16 protein-coding genes and 2 pseudogenes are annotated in these 15066 nt (G+C 38.0%); 15 read left to right on the forward strand and 3 right to left on the reverse strand.

What is annotated here, in order from left to right; genetic code table 11:
* The first annotated feature begins 254 nt into the window (after positions 1-254).
* The 9 genes from NW213_RS10050 to NW213_RS10090 all read left to right on the forward strand — a co-directional run bounded on the left by NW213_RS10050 (position 255) and on the right by NW213_RS10090 (position 8007).
* Positions 255-815, forward strand: coding sequence for a hypothetical protein (locus NW213_RS10050; RefSeq protein ID WP_258322678.1), 561 nt, complete (start codon positions 255-257; stop codon positions 813-815).
* A gap of 20 nt (positions 816-835) precedes the next feature.
* Complete coding sequence (locus NW213_RS10055) at positions 836-2035, forward strand: caspase family protein (RefSeq protein ID WP_258322679.1); 1200 nt, start codon at positions 836-838, stop codon at positions 2033-2035.
* A gap of 22 nt (positions 2036-2057) precedes the next feature.
* Positions 2058-2669, forward strand: a complete 612-nt coding sequence (locus tag NW213_RS10060) for a hypothetical protein (RefSeq protein ID WP_258322680.1) — start codon at positions 2058-2060, stop codon at positions 2667-2669.
* Positions 2670-2696: 27 nt separating this feature from the next.
* Positions 2697-3317, forward strand: coding sequence for a hypothetical protein (locus NW213_RS10065; RefSeq protein ID WP_258322681.1), 621 nt, complete (start codon positions 2697-2699; stop codon positions 3315-3317).
* 101 nt (positions 3318-3418) lie between these two features.
* Positions 3419-4150 (forward strand): hypothetical protein, encoded by a 732-nt coding sequence (locus NW213_RS10070; RefSeq protein ID WP_258322682.1) that lies wholly within the window; start codon positions 3419-3421, stop codon positions 4148-4150.
* 5 nt (positions 4151-4155) lie between these two features.
* Positions 4156-5217: a hypothetical protein gene (locus NW213_RS10075; protein WP_258322683.1), complete on the forward strand. Its 1062-nt coding sequence runs from the start codon at positions 4156-4158 to the stop codon at positions 5215-5217.
* An 11-nt stretch (positions 5218-5228) separates the two neighbouring features.
* On the forward strand, positions 5229-6260 hold the full coding sequence (locus tag NW213_RS10080; RefSeq protein ID WP_258322684.1) for an Ig-like domain-containing protein: 1032 nt from the start codon (positions 5229-5231) through the stop codon (positions 6258-6260).
* 92 nt (positions 6261-6352) lie between these two features.
* On the forward strand, positions 6353-6811 hold the full coding sequence (locus tag NW213_RS10085; RefSeq protein WP_258322685.1) for a hypothetical protein: 459 nt from the start codon (positions 6353-6355) through the stop codon (positions 6809-6811).
* A 2-nt stretch (positions 6812-6813) separates the two neighbouring features.
* Complete coding sequence (locus NW213_RS10090; RefSeq protein WP_258322686.1) at positions 6814-8007, forward strand: caspase family protein; 1194 nt, start codon at positions 6814-6816, stop codon at positions 8005-8007.
* A gap of 392 nt (positions 8008-8399) precedes the next feature.
* Here NW213_RS10090 and NW213_RS10095 read toward each other — a convergent pair.
* The 3 genes and pseudogenes from NW213_RS10095 to NW213_RS10105 all read right to left on the reverse strand — a co-directional run bounded on the left by NW213_RS10095 (position 8400) and on the right by NW213_RS10105 (position 10797).
* Positions 8400-10025 (reverse strand): annotated as a pseudogene (locus NW213_RS10095) (IS66 family transposase).
* Between the two features lie 87 nt (positions 10026-10112).
* Positions 10113-10481, reverse strand: coding sequence for an IS66 family insertion sequence element accessory protein TnpB (gene tnpB, locus NW213_RS10100; RefSeq protein WP_071149928.1), 369 nt, complete (start codon positions 10479-10481; stop codon positions 10113-10115).
* On the reverse strand, positions 10474-10797 hold the full coding sequence (locus NW213_RS10105; protein ID WP_022233666.1) for a hypothetical protein: 324 nt from the start codon (positions 10795-10797) through the stop codon (positions 10474-10476). Before NW213_RS10105 ends, tnpB begins: the two co-directional genes overlap by 8 nt.
* A gap of 241 nt (positions 10798-11038) precedes the next feature.
* Here NW213_RS10105 and traK point away from each other — a divergent pair.
* The 6 genes and pseudogenes from traK to NW213_RS10135 form a co-directional block, all read left to right on the forward strand.
* Positions 11039-11422: pseudogene (gene traK, locus NW213_RS10110) on the forward strand (conjugative transposon protein TraK); the annotation flags it as partial.
* A 1-nt stretch (position 11423) separates the two neighbouring features.
* The gene (locus tag NW213_RS10115) at positions 11424-11843 is read left to right on the forward strand and encodes a hypothetical protein (RefSeq protein ID WP_258322687.1); all 420 of its coding nucleotides are present in this window, start codon (positions 11424-11426) and stop codon (positions 11841-11843) included.
* On the forward strand, positions 11821-13014 hold the full coding sequence (gene traM, locus NW213_RS10120) for a conjugative transposon protein TraM (RefSeq protein ID WP_258322741.1): 1194 nt from the start codon (positions 11821-11823) through the stop codon (positions 13012-13014). Before NW213_RS10115 ends, traM begins: the two co-directional genes overlap by 23 nt.
* Positions 13015-13032: 18 nt before the next feature.
* Positions 13033-13890, forward strand: coding sequence for a conjugative transposon protein TraN (gene traN / locus NW213_RS10125; protein ID WP_375338135.1), 858 nt, complete (start codon positions 13033-13035; stop codon positions 13888-13890).
* 3 nt (positions 13891-13893) lie between these two features.
* Complete coding sequence (locus NW213_RS10130) at positions 13894-14409, forward strand: hypothetical protein (protein ID WP_009275704.1); 516 nt, start codon at positions 13894-13896, stop codon at positions 14407-14409.
* 5 nt (positions 14410-14414) lie between these two features.
* On the forward strand, positions 14415-15062 hold the full coding sequence (locus tag NW213_RS10135) for a DUF1566 domain-containing protein (protein WP_149944515.1): 648 nt from the start codon (positions 14415-14417) through the stop codon (positions 15060-15062).
* Positions 15063-15066 lie beyond the last annotated feature (4 nt).

Genomic DNA, 15066 nt, shown 5'->3' on the forward strand with positions numbered 1-15066 from the left:
CTCTCCTATGGAGAGAGAGAACAAGAACTGTAATAATAATAGCTATATGTAACATATGATTAACATATTGATTTCAATAGTGGAACTTAGTTCACGAAGTATGTTATCTTTTGTATGTAATACATGGAGGGCTCTATTTACTATTGAATCCTCCATGGAATTCAGCATAAGGTTCTATGTCTATCATATGAACATTCTAAAGCTATCAGCTGATAAAATGCGTTTCGCAATTAACTTAACAAAATATTACTCAGATGAAAATTAAGATTTTACCATTTAGTTGTTATGCTAAACTTGTTGTAACATTTATTGCGGCAAGTTTTATTGTGACGAGTTGTTCCGCCTCCCCAACAAACAGAATTGAGGATAACAGGGTAACAATTCAAAAAGATTCTGTTATGCGTAAAGCAGTTGGCGATAGTATCTATACTATTCTCACCAATGCCAAGTCTGTTTCTGCTACATTAAAACTTAAGGCCAAAGACAACAAAACAGATTCTGTCGTAAACATGAAAGTTGCAAAGAATGATAAGTATGTCCTAAACTTCATTCTCTCTGCACCGTCTTATTATGAAAGTAACGACACTGTATTTGGAAAATACGTGCCGAATTTCACATTAAATTTTAAAGCTTCCAAAGGACGGTCATGTACAGCAAACTTTGATTTTGGTCTTAGAAAGTGGAATATTTGTGATGCAAACGGAAATGAAATTGTAAAATTTGATTTGCCAACAAATGATGTGTTAAGGTTTGCCAACCAACTTTTCCCTGATTGCGAATATTTTAATGTACTCTTAAATAGTCAACAAAAATGAAAAAGATTATATTGTTTTTTTTGGTTTGCATCTCGTCTGTAGTCGTAAAAGCGCAAACAATTCATTGGCTTACATTTATAGATACGGAAGACCCCCAAGTTGGAGAATTAGACAAAACGGGGCGGAGTGTATTATATGGACGATTCGTCAATGTAGTAAATGCCGCATTGCGTGACAAAGGGTATAAATCAAATATCCGTGACATCTACGATTCCGCTCTAACGCCCGAAAAATGCAAGGCTGAAGTAGAAAGCTTGACTTGTGATGAAAATGACATCATCATTTTCTATTATATTGGACATGGCACACATGCCCAAGCAGAAAACAATCCATACCCACAGATGCTTCTTGGCTGTGATTTCAGTGAAGAACATAAGTTTATACCCCTAAAATGGGTTCATGATGAACTAAAAACCAAAGGAGCAAGACTTACATTGTCTATAGGAATGTGCTGTAATGTAGTTCAGACAGCTTCTGCCAAAAGAGCACCTACTTTTTCTATCAATTATGGAAACGTCGAATTGACAGATACTGAACGAAACTCCATACAAAAAATGTTCCTTGGATATACTGGGGACTTTATACTTAGCTCTGCATCTGTTGGACAATCGTCTGTTGGTGGAAGTACGCCCTTAGGGGATATGGATTTATTCACAGCCGTTCTAGTTACAATCTTTGGCGATATGGCGTATGAAGGTAATTTAGAGTGGAACACTCTTTTCACTGAGGTGAAAGGAATTGTAAACTCAGTGACGGGTGGTAACCAAACACCGTTCTGGAATAATAATCTTGTTGCATCAACTATGCCTCAAAAACGACCTGTTAGACCCGGTGAGCAAAAGCGTGTTGTAAGCACACCTAATAAACAAAATAACAATCCGGGTATAAGCACAACTAAAACAAGTGTGAACATTAATGATATGGCTTCAATGTGTAATTATTTATCTTCACATTTTGATTGTATGGTAGATAATAGTAATAGTCGAAGTATAAGAAAAAATGAAGTGCAAATCATAAAACAGATTTTCAGTAATGATGCCATTGTGAAGATTATCCCTCAAGACGTAGATTCTCCTGTAATTGACAAAGAGACCATATCTGTATTTTTGGGAAGAATATCTTCTAGTGAGGGAAGCATTCTGAAAGTAATCCCTGTATCATACAAACACAGTGGAAAAACTATTACAGAACTAACAGTGCGAGAATGTTATAACAAGTAAAAATAGTTAATTCAATAGCAATATGTTAAGATTCATTTTTTCAATTATTGTTCTTTTTGCAAGCATAATTTCATATGCACAGTCAAACATAAATGACTTAATAGCAGCCCGTGCTCAGCAGAAAGTAAAGCAAATGACAGACTACGTTGCATATATGGCAGATAAAGATAAACCTATAGAGGATAGAAAAGAATATCGCGTTCTAGCTCTAAATCTATTCATAGGTCATGGTGAACCGTATATTGTCAATGGTGCTTCACGCGATGGTGTCATTATGCAAATCACATCAAAGTATCGTAAGAAACCTACACAAAGGTTGATGAAAGATTACTTTACTGGGTTAATAAACATGAGATATTCAAAAGTCGTTATAGAATCATCAGACATAGCCGATATAAAAGTTAGTGAATTAAAAAAGGTCGCTGACCATGAATATGAATGCACTTGTACATTCGTACAAGCATTCTGTGGTTATCGCGATGGAAGACCAGTCTACAAAGACATTACAAAAAAAAGAGTAACATGTCGCATAATAGAAGAAGAAACAGTAAAAATCTCCGACACTGGTGATATTGAAACAGAATACGAGTATGTAGTTTTATTGGGTGATGTAGAGGCTTTAGAAACTACTTAAGTTTTGCTTTATCTATAGCGACCCATTTTGGGGAAATTAAAGAAAAAATACATTCTTACTTTCGTTGTTGTCCTTAGCGCAACCTTAGCATATACGCAACCTAACAATGAAGATGCGATAACTATACGAACTGTGCATAAGGTCAAGCAACTGACAGATTATATCAACCATATGGCTGATAAAAATTTACCTATAGAAGACCGGTTGGAATATCGTCAGGCTGCTTTAAATCTATTTATTGGGCAAGGAGAAGCATATATAGTTAATGGTTCTCCACGAGGTGTTTATATGAAAATAACCTCTAAGTACCGTAAAAAGCCTGTGATAAGATTGATGAAAGACTACTTTACGGGATTGGTCCATCAGAGATATACTAAAATAAATATAGTGTCTGTTGAAGTTGTAAACGATATTAAAATAAGTGAACTAAAAAAAGTAGGAGAAAAAGAGTATGAGTGTACTTGCACAGTATCAGCATTCTATGGGTTTCATGATGGCAAACCTATTTATAAAAAAGTACCTCATAAACGAGTGACATGTCGTATAATTGAGGAGGAAACAATTCAAATATCTTCTTCTGGTCAAACAAATAAAAAGGTAGAATATGCTGTTGGCTTGGGTGACGTTGAAGCGATAGAAGTATATTGAAACGCAAACTGTATTATTTTAAATAATTTGGCATGAGAAAGTTTTTGATTACAGTGTTTATATGCATAAGTTCAACCTGCTATGCACAGTTCATTGGTAGCATGATTAATGAAGAGCAAGAACGAGCAAGGATTAGTCTTGTTGACGAATTTATGAAAAGATTTAATGGACTTCAAGACAGGCCAGATATCACTAAAAGTGTCGAAGATTATGAGACAAAAAGGCTTTTAGCTCTCTTTAATGGCAAGCAGTTCAAATCAATTAATGACTCTACGCTTAAAGAAGCATTTGAATTCATTGATGAGATTCAAAAAGATAGCACTCATATAAACTATACCGATACGACATGGATTGCAAAGGTGGATTGTCATGGCTTATTTAAAAAGAAGAATGTAACCTTTACATTATATATGTCAGTTGAGAACCGTAAGGATGATATGTATAAGTGGGTTATAAATAAGGCAGAGGGTGAAATATTCAGATTACTGCCAAGTTCTATATCTGATGATGTCTTTATTAGTCCTGATGCTCATGAAACTAAATTCATGGGGCTAAAGCATATTACAACAGGAAAAGATGATTATATATCTCGCTATTTAAAAAGAGATAAAAGAATTGATTTAACCTCTGTATTTTTATCATATGTATATAATGGTCTTCTAGAAATAGATTATATTGAGGATGTGGAATTTATCTTTTTTCAAGTACCCAATTATATTTTCACTATAAAAGAATTTAATCGAGAAAGCTTTAATGACGGCTGGCTGATAAGTTCTTTTCAAAAATTGGCAGAAGATGAAAAGACCCTTATATATAACAATTTAAAAAGATAGTCATCATGAGAAGATTTGTTCTAATTATATTATGTAATCTGTTTATATCGAGTATATATGCGCAAACATATGCAATATCCAGTGCCAAAGAATTAACAAATAGAATTGAGAATTGGGTAGTATCTGATAGATATAAAGATAGAAAGGCTATTGAGAATCTGTGCAAAAAAGGAATGAGAATCTCTGACGGTCTAGCTATGCAATTAGCAAAGAGGAACGATGCTGTTCCTCTAGAAACATATGAACTGGCAGATTATCTAAACTGGATTCAAAATGAAATGGATAAACGCCCAAAAAATTTTAAAATATCATTCAGTAACTATAGGAGAATCCCTGAAGAAAAATGGCCTTCCAATACCAAAGGCTTTGAACTTTATGCCTGTACGGTAAATACATACGGTACTTTAAATTATTCGTGTGAAGATTTGATACTTGTTAAGAAAGGCGTGATATACGGTATTGCTCCTTACATAGAAGACAAGAACCATAAAGTCCATATTGATTTTGATGATTTCATTAATGACTATGAAACAGTTGGTTTTTCATACAATTATGGGAAGCATTTTCCTGTAGGAGGTTCTTTTAATTATTCATTCGAAGAAATACCTTTCATGCTAAGTGTTGATTTTGGAATAAATTTAGATGGAGATAAATATATCATTGACAAAGTGGAGATGCAAGATATATTAAACTATACGAGAGAGAAAAAAGTAGTTGATCCAAAATTTTTCTTGACTTTAACACCACAAGTGTATTTTAAATATTTCGCTATAGGATGTGGAGTTGGCTTCCTTTATATGGATGGAACAGAAGAAACTGCAAATTATGCGTACACATCTAACTCAACAACAAGTGGAAATGTAAGCGTTACGGTTTCTGGTTCGGGTAGTCAAAGCGTAGCAGATAATTATATAATGCTTAAACCAATGATACGACCAGTAGCCAAAGGATTCATTCCAATATCTGATGAATTCTGGATTTCATTAAATGTTGGCTATGATTTAATTTTTGGCTATGAGGAAAAGAACGGGTTAAGTTTTGGTCTTGGTATTCAATGGGAACTATAAAACTAAGGATTATGATTTATAATAATTTTTACAGAAAGCTCTTACGCATATCTATTCTTTGCATAACTTTTACTTTAGTTTCATGTGAAGATGAAAATGTCGGGGAATTTTTCCTTACGGGAAACATAGAAAATATGATTCCTGAAGAAGCATACGACTTAAGAAGAATGAATTCTGACGATGGGAAATATATTATATATACGCCAGATTTGAACTCCAATTTTGAATACTGGGGATTATCATTGGAGCGGGTGGAATATTATATTGATGATGAACTATATACAACAGAACAAGTACAGCCATTTGAACTAATCTTAAATAAAAACGAAATGACAGTTGGTACTCATACCGTCAATGCAAAAATGACTGTTGTAGGAGAGAAATGCGAAGATGTCGTTCTTGAAAGGAATGACAATTTTTACATCTCTGAGACAGGTATTGTATCTGAACGTCATGGAGATTTCTTTTTTGACTATAATTATGTTACAAAGGGAGAATATCTTATTATAACTCCAGAATTATTACTTAATCGTTCAACAGAAGGATGTGAAATAGATGAAGTTCGATATTATTTTGATGGTACATTAATTTCTACAGAGTCCGTAGCACCGTTTGCATTAAACTATATGGTAAATGAAGAAATTGGAAGTAGCCATTCAATAGGTGTTACAATAGATTACCATGACAGTGAAAATAGTAATCTAACATACAATTGGTCTTATGCAAACTACACTGTACGTGATGAAGATGATGCATTTATACTATGGGATATCAAGTCCAGCAGGAATGATTATGCTAATGGTGAAACTATCTCGCTAACGACAAGACATTTTAAAGGTGATAATGTGGACGTTGATTTTGAAATTGAGTTTTATTTAGACGGAAAATTGATAGGACACTCAACTTCATTCCCATATACATTGAACTACACTTTGTCTGATTTAAAAATTGGTACGCATACAATTACAGGAAAGACCATTTCAAAATATAAGGATTATACTACGTCAGGGTCTTCTGATGAAACCATTATTATTACGAAATAAAAATGAAACATTATTCGCGTAGCTGCATATTCTACATTTTTTCTTTCTTGTTTTTGGTAAATTGCAATGCACAAAGCAAACAAGTGAAGGATATGTACTTTGAAGATAGTATATCTGTAATCTCAAAAAGTTACATAGATATAATTGAAAAAACAGACTCTATTGTGTGGTATCTTTTAGACCCCATGTGTGAAGTTGACACAACTGCAATGCAATTACAAGGTTATGGAGAAATACTATTAATACAAACCGATACTGTGCTTGATAGATGTAATGCTTTAAGAAGTACTCTTCTTTATCCAGGTTCGTTCAAGAAATCTGATATGGTCAAAGAAAGCACCTTTCTGCCAGATATTGCAATTCGTTTCTTTTCTGTTGATAGCGTACTAACATTCTCATACTCATTTTATTGTGATTTATGCCATTTTGAGATTGATGGGAAATATCAAGAAGTTGATGGAGAAATGATTAGAAAGTCTATAATAACAATGGCGTCAGAGGTTTTCCCTAACGACCGCTATATCCGGAATCTGAAAAGAAAAGAGAAATGAAGATGAATAGAATAATTTTAATATTGCCGTTTTTAGTTTGTTCCATTCATTTGTATGGTCAAACTATGCATTCCATCATATTTACCAACATGGAGGAGCAAGGACGCGAGTTAGACCGTACAGCGGAAATGAAACAAATGACAGAATTTTGCATGTCAATAGCGGAAGCCTTGGATTACAAGCATAACTTACGCTGTCATAGCGGAGCTGAATTTACCTCAAAAATGTTAGAGAAAGAAATAGCCTCGTTAAATGTACAGGAAAACGATGTGGTCTTATTTTACTATGCAGGACATGGTTGTAATTGGGATGATGATGATTGGCCGCACATGGCATTCTTGGATAAACAGTATTGGGAAACTACGACATTTAATAAATTAAAAGCTGTAAGTAAAAAGGCAAAATTGTTATTATGTATAGCGAGTTGTTGCAACATGGATTCTGAGGGGCGCAGAAAAGAAAGGATGCAATATGCGCCCATAGATAAAGAAAAAGCCAAGAAACTATTTTTAGGTTTTAGCGGGAAAAAAGCAATTATAGCTTCTTCCAGTATCCGTGGTCAATACACTTATAGTTGGTCTTCTGGAACTATGCTTGGGTCTATATATACTATTAGTTTGCGTAAAACCGTAAATGAAGTATTAAGTGGAATATCCAATATCGGACTTACTTGGGATGAAATATTTGAGGCTACAAAACAGCAAACACTTGCTTATACCAACAATAGGCAACTACCTCAATACGTGATTGAAAATAATTCTTCTCGAAATATAGCAATAACTCCTTTGCCAAGTCGGAAAACAAAAAATGCACAAGCTAAGATTGATAAAATCTGGCTGAAAAAAAACATCATGCACAATGGGGTTAGCTGTTTAGAGATTCATGTAAAGTTTAATACGCATTTTATGGAGCAGTCAGGCGGTAGAGTTGTAGCCCTATTTGAAAGTCCTAAAGGATATATGCTTAAAGATACAAATAATAACTATTGTACAGATGATGGACAAGTTTCAGTAGGAACGGATTTTGGTTCCCATTATGAGCATGCAATATATCCTGATGTTACCTTAATTATTCCAAATGATGAAATTCATGTGACAAAAAGGAATTATACTTATTACATAAAATTGGGGGTATATGATTATTCTCAAAATAAATATATTTATTTTAGTGATTATGTGACAATAGAGAAAAGTTGAATACCAATGCCGACCATCAGAAATGAAACAACAAAGCATTTTTTCGACCTAATTAATACAAGACTTAATTCTATATCTATTTCTGACTATTGGATAATCGAGTAGCGACACACTCACTAACCGTAAGTATTCAATAATCTTCTAGTAATCCTTACATAGAAATAGCGACTGTAACTATAAAGTAAAAAGTTACAGTCGCTATTGTTTTATTGCATATGTTGCAATTATAAGAAGGCGATAATTATCTAATATTATCGAGTATAGAAGAATATCAGTAAGCATTCGATAAACTACAAGTTTTAAACCTTTATATACAACAATAGCGACTGTCACTATGAACCTAATAGTTTCAGCCGCTATTATTTTGTTGAACCTATATGTTGCATATGGCATTAGTTGTCAGATACCCCATGCTGTTTTGTCAATATACTTTCCGGATGTTTCAGCTTCCACTTGTGTGGAAGCAGATCCAAAAGTATCTCATGAGTTGCATTCTTGTGATAAGGCATTTAGGCGATTACATCATTCAGGTAATTCCTTGGGTTTACATCGTGTGCCTTACAAGTAGCCAATAGGGAACAGATAACAGACATATTAGCTGCTGCTTCGTGATTACCACAGAAAAGAAAATTTTTTCTGCTCAGAGTGATGGGCCGTTGGACATTTTCCGCCAGATTGTTATCCCAGTACAGGCGGCCATCGTCCAGACATCTCATAATATTATCCCATTTGGTATAGGCATATGTTATGGCCTTGCCTGTCAAAGAACCTGGACTGTATTTAATTCCTTCTGCCTCCATCCATACCTTCATTGCCTCCATGATTGGCCTGGACAGTTCCTGACGCGTCTGTCTGCGCTCATCATATGACAGGCCGGCTTCGTCACACTGGCGTTCTATTTTATAGATATGCTGTATCTGAGTCAGTGCATGTTGCGCCATCTCCCTGTTTTCATCCAAAGCCTGCTCAAAATGACGGCGTATATGCACCAGGCAGTTGAGCAGCCGCACGTCGGGGTTGGTCTTGAAGGCTGTTTCATAACCTGCAAAACCGTCACATTGAAGATATCCCTTGAAGTTATATTGATTTGCCAGGGATTCGATGACCGCTCCGGCCCGTGATCCCCCGTCGTAATGGAAGATGACCAGTTTCTCCATGACTGATCTTACCATCCAGAGATATTCCTTGTCGGCTCTGTGTTTTTCTCTGTTAATGACCGGAACTGTAGTTTCATCCGCCTGTACATAGTCACAGGAGAAGACTTCACGTTTGAGTTCTTCATACAGAGGCTTAAGCAGTTCCACGGTTTTCTTGAACCAGCCGTCCAGTGTACTTTCGGTAAGGCCTTTCATTCCAAGATGGCGGTATTGCTGTATCTGACGGTAGAACGGGACATGATATTCATACTTCTGAAGCAATATTTCGGCAAGCAGGCTGGTGTCAGCAATGCACTTGTCGACCGGCATCAGCGGCATGGGAGCTATCTCTACGCCTTTCTGTCCGGCTGGAGGAAGCAGGGTACTATCCTTGAGAGCATATTTGGGACGGATGATCACCTTGACGTAAAGCATTCCCGGCTTGTGTTTGACGACTTTTGTTATCTCTTCGCCTATTCTACGGTATAAAGACAAGTCTACGCCTTTCGGTTCTATTGTATCGGTCTCCAATACGGGCAAGTCCTCTATCATTTTGCGGTTCTGGCGATTTCGTTTTACGTCTTCCGCCGATTCCTTCTCAATCTTTTCCACAGCCTCGTCCCGCTTTTCTTCCGCCTGCTGCCGGAGTCCGGAAAACTCGCCGGCAAAGAGATCTGGCATATTAGGATCATATACGCGAAGTTTCTCCGATTTACGGCCAAAGAGCTGACGGTTCAGCCACGCGACCTGAGCCGTCAACTCCTTGATACGTTCCTGCAGCTTTTTTATCTGTTCGGATTGATTCTTATTAGTAGTAGACAATGAGGCTATAGAGGCATTCAGCCCTTCTATCGTCTTGAGTAAAATTTCTTTTTCTTCCATTGTCTATACTTCTTTTAATGGTGTAAATATACTAATTAACAGTGAATTATGCAACAATATCCAAAGTTTACTCACGCAAAAAACATGTTATACATGGTATTCCTTACGTTCGGCTCTTAACCGCCGGAGCCTCTGTTCCGGGTTTTCCTGTATTCCTTCAACCATCATCACCAGATCGCGCCACTCCATGGGATAGCTGTTTGATTTGGGATCATACTCCGGCAGCTTGAAGCGACCGGCCTCCAGACGTTTTACATACATTACCATACCTCCGTCTTCGGCATGAAGGAGTTTCATTAGCCTGCGGCTGGAACCGATGAAGATGAAGACATCACCGTTCCTCACTTCACTGTTCATTTTCTCATGTACCACTCCGCATAGCGAACTGATACCCTTGCGCATATCTGTCCTGCCCGGACACAGGAAGTAGCGCATCGTGTCGTTCAGGTTAAACATGACCGTTTCGAAGACTTTGGGTAAATATTTCCTTCAGCAAATCTTCAGAACCGCTCCCGAAGTGGGCACGAAGTCCATTGGGAAACAGCAGCGCAACACCATGCGGCAATTGTTCTTCTTGGGAAGACTCCGTAAATGCCTGTTTAAAACTGATAGGAGCCAACTCGTGTTTGATGCTGCTCCTGTCAACGGAACATTTTCTACGCCAGTAGTGATAGGTTGAATAACTTACACCTATCTGTTGAAGATACGACTTCAACGGCAGCTCGCTTTGTTGCACCTGCAATTCTAATTCTTCAAATTCTTGTCTGTTCATAATAATTGAGGTTTGATTGTATTCACTGCCGCAAAGCTACAACCAAACCTCAAAGTGTAAAAGGTGCATTTCTTCGAATGCTTACGAATATCATTCTCCTTTGACTATTTGGCAGTCACAAACAATGTTCGTATAAGTTCTTATAAATCACCTCCGTTGTGTCTGTCTTGTTACTTTCCCGTTGCCTTATTTATCTTATATTCTGTATATCAATATTTTATGTTGATATATAAAGAAAGTCCACCATCTGTTTTTCACCCTGGCCCCAGACGACAAATATATCAAGTACACAATGGACAAAGCCATGTATTTAGTGGACGAAACGGGTCTTGCCCAGTATAATACATTGAAAGAAAAAGGATTCTACTCGAATATTATGGGTACGAGTGCTGTGTTCAGCATATTCTGCGACAGTATAAAATTCGATAAGGAAAAGATGGAGTTCATGTATTATGGCAAACAGCGTATAGAACGACGGACAAGCATTCTTACCAGAGAACTGGTCACTGCAGGTCAGCTGAAACGTGTACCGAGGACTGACAATAACCCTCACGGATTGCTCATCACAAACTGGAGGACACTTATGAATAAGGATATTGAACAAAAGAACAAAATGAACTACTAATATGGGATGGAAAAAATTATTTGTCGGAGAGAAGATGCCAGATAAGGATGATCCGAAATATAAGCAAAGATACGAAAGTGAAGTCAATGCCGGTCGCAAGTTCGCACGTATGATGAAACTTGATGTGCTTGCCGGAACGGTTCAGAACTTTGCCAACAATCACAGAAAACTGTTTCTAGTCATTGTGTTCGGACTTATCATACTCTGTCTATGTCTGAATATCTACAGAATGGCATTTGTGTTTAACAGGCAGCAATCCGTCCAAAGTGCCACAGAAAGGCAGGAGCTGATATTGCGTAAACATTACAACAAGGGCAATGAAACATCCAAACGTTTTCACGAAGTACTTTCTACCGTCAATGACGAATCTAATAATAACAACGTAAACATAAAGAATGATGGACGCACTGAAGAACATTAACTGGAAGCAGCCAAAGTACATGATTCCAATAATCATCTACTTTCCCCTGTTGTTTGTCGGTTACTTTGTCATAGATCTGTTTCATACGGAGAAGGCAGAGACTCCTAACGGACTCACTACGACTGATTATCTGAACCCAGAATTGCCTGATGCCAACATGAAAGGCGATGGAATTGGCAATAAGTATGACAATATGCTTAAATCATATGGGAAAATAGATGACTATACTGCTTTAGGAAACATTGACCGTAATGAAGAAGACAACAAAGAAGAGTATGATTCAAAATATTCAGAAGAAGAGCTTAAACAATTGGAATCTCAGAAACAGGAAGCCGAGAAACTCGCTGAGATGCAAAGACAACTACAGGAGAGCGCACAGAAAGGTCAGGAAGTCGCACAAGGCGACGGTACTTCTGAAGAAGACCGCTTAGCCCTCAGTAAACAACGTGAGCAAGAAGCCATGGAGGAGCTGAACCGGGCTATTGCCCAAGCCAGATTACAAGGTCTGCAAGCTACAAATTTGCCGACTGATACGGATACACTTACAAAGAGGAATGAAAAGAATCTGGAAGTGTCTGATGAAAAAGAAAATAACGATGAACCCCTGGAAGTGGTCAAGAAAGTCAGAGTAACGTCCGACTATTTCAATACTATCTGTGAGAATGAAAAAGAGCAGAAGTTAATTAAAGCCATCATAGATGAAAACATCAAGGCAGTTGACGGCTCAAGAGTCCGTCTCCGATTAATAGATGATGTGGAAATCAATGAAGTTGCTGTTCCCAAAGGATCATACCTTTATGCAACTATGAGCGGTTTTGGCTCACAGCGTGTTAAAGGCAATGTTACAAGCATCATGGTAGATGGTGAGATTATCAAAGTAAACCTTGCCCTCTATGATACAGACGGATTAGAAGGACTGTATGTTCCAAGCAGCCAGTTCCGTGAAACGACAAAAGACGTGGGTAGCGGTGCGCTAAGCAATACATCTACACTCACCAATACAACCACATCTGGAAACAGTCTGGCATCATGGGGAGCGCAAGCTATTTCCAATGCAGTCCAGAAAAGCAGTAATGCCGTCAGCAAGGCAATCAAAAAAAATAAAGCCAAGCTCAAATATGGCACTTTCGTTTACCTCATTAATTCTCGTTCAAACAACAAAGAAAAATAATTTAAGCACGTAGATATTATGAAACTGAAGACTTTTAAAAGAATCGGCGCATTGGCGGTATGTGTTTTGGCAACCTTCCCCTCTATGGCTCAGCAGACGTATCAGGAAATCGAGCAGCTCACCGTTAATGAGAATGTGACAACTGTTATCACAGCCACAGAACCAGTACGCTTTGTCGACATCTCCACTGATGCCGTTGTTGGAGACCAGCCCATCAACAATACCATCCGTCTTAAACCTAAAGAAGGAGCTGACATACATGCCGATGGAGATATTCTTGCCATTGTGACGATTGTAACAGAACGCTATCGTACACAATATGCGCTCATCTATACCACACGTATGCAGGAGGCAGTGTCTGACAAACAAATCCAGCCGGAAGAGAAAATTCCATACCACAACCCGGCAGTCTCAATGAGTACAGAAGAGATGACCAGATATGCCAGAACGATATGGAACTCCCCTGCGAGAATACGTAATGTGAGTACCAGACAGCATCGTATGACTATGCGGTTGAATAACATCTACTCAGTTGGTGAATATTTCTTTTTGGATTTCAGCATAGAGAACCGCACCAACATACGGTTTGACATCGATGAGTTGCGCATCAAGCTAAACGACAAGAAAATATCCAAGGCAACCAACGCACAGATGATAGAGCTGACTCCGGTCTTGGCACTCGAAAAGGCCCAAAGTTTCAAGCATGGATACAGAAATGTCATAGTTCTGAAGAAGATGACCTTCCCCAATGACAAAGTCCTAACTATTGAACTTTCTGAGAAACAAATCAGTGGCCGAACCATCAGCCTTGACATCGATTATGAAGATGTGCTGTATGCGGACTCTTTCAACTCATGTCTAATGATGGAGGAATAAGCCATGAAGAAAATCATCTTATCATTGATAATGGTACTCAGTTGTACCATTTCTTCATTTGCACAAAGTCACAGTGACCGTTTATCCTTGGGAGTTGGTGCACTTTATGAACGTGGGCTGGATGCTACCATCGCATGGGAACATGAAACACGTCACCATAACGCTTGGGAGTATTTCATCAACGGCTATATTAAATGGGACGAATGTGCTTCATGTGGTCATATCTGTCCTGATTCATTTTGGAACAACTATCGGACATGGGGAATTGGAGTCGCATACAAACCTTGTTTAGTCAGAGGACGTAACCATTACGGGAATCTGCGCATAGGAGCTTCTGGAGGCAGTGACACAGATAAATTCATTGCCGGTATTCATGCCGGTTACGAGCATAATTTATCACTCCGTCATGGCTGGGGACTGTATATTCAGGCCAAATGCGACCTTATCGTCCCTGACCGTAAGGATTTGTTCCGAACTGGTATAGTAATAGGATTTAAAATACCCACATCAAAAAGATAAAGAAGATGAAGATATTTCACACCATTTGTGCCGCTTTCATGGCGGCAACCATAGCATCATGTGATGCACATCAGGACTTTCCGGATACCTCAATGAAGATTGGAGACATCCTGTGTACCGATGGAAAAGTCGTCAGATATGAAAAAATGAAAGCACAGGAAAAGACACCCATAGCCGTGGTTTTCTATGTCAATCAAAAAGAGGATATTGAAGGTACTGGATATGCAGTCTATCTGAAAGATATAGAGCCTTGCGCCTACTCTGATAGTATTGGAATAAAGCATGATACTTCCGCAGACCTGGCAGCCTTCGATGGGAACAGCAATACCCATGCCATGTATTCTACCTATACTTCGCCTGCAGCCGAAGCTGTTTTTGACATGTGGCAATATGGACAGAGCGCCTACATCCCTTCCGTTGCTCAGTTATACCTGTTGTATGAAGTAAGAAATAAGATTAATGAATATATCCGTAAATGTGGTGGAGATGAGATACAGGACAATCCTGATGAATGCTGGTACTGGACATCAACAGAAGTAAAGGAGCAGGAAACCGATAAAGCATGGTTGTTCTCACTTGCCTCTGGAGCCATTCAGGAAACGCCGAAAACACAAGCACATAAAATCAGACCAATCATCACATTATACAACTGATTAA

The sequence above is a fragment of the Bacteroides sp. ET336 genome (assembly GCF_024733815.1).
In the GTDB taxonomy this organism is placed as follows: domain Bacteria; phylum Bacteroidota; class Bacteroidia; order Bacteroidales; family Bacteroidaceae; genus Phocaeicola; species Phocaeicola cellulolyticus.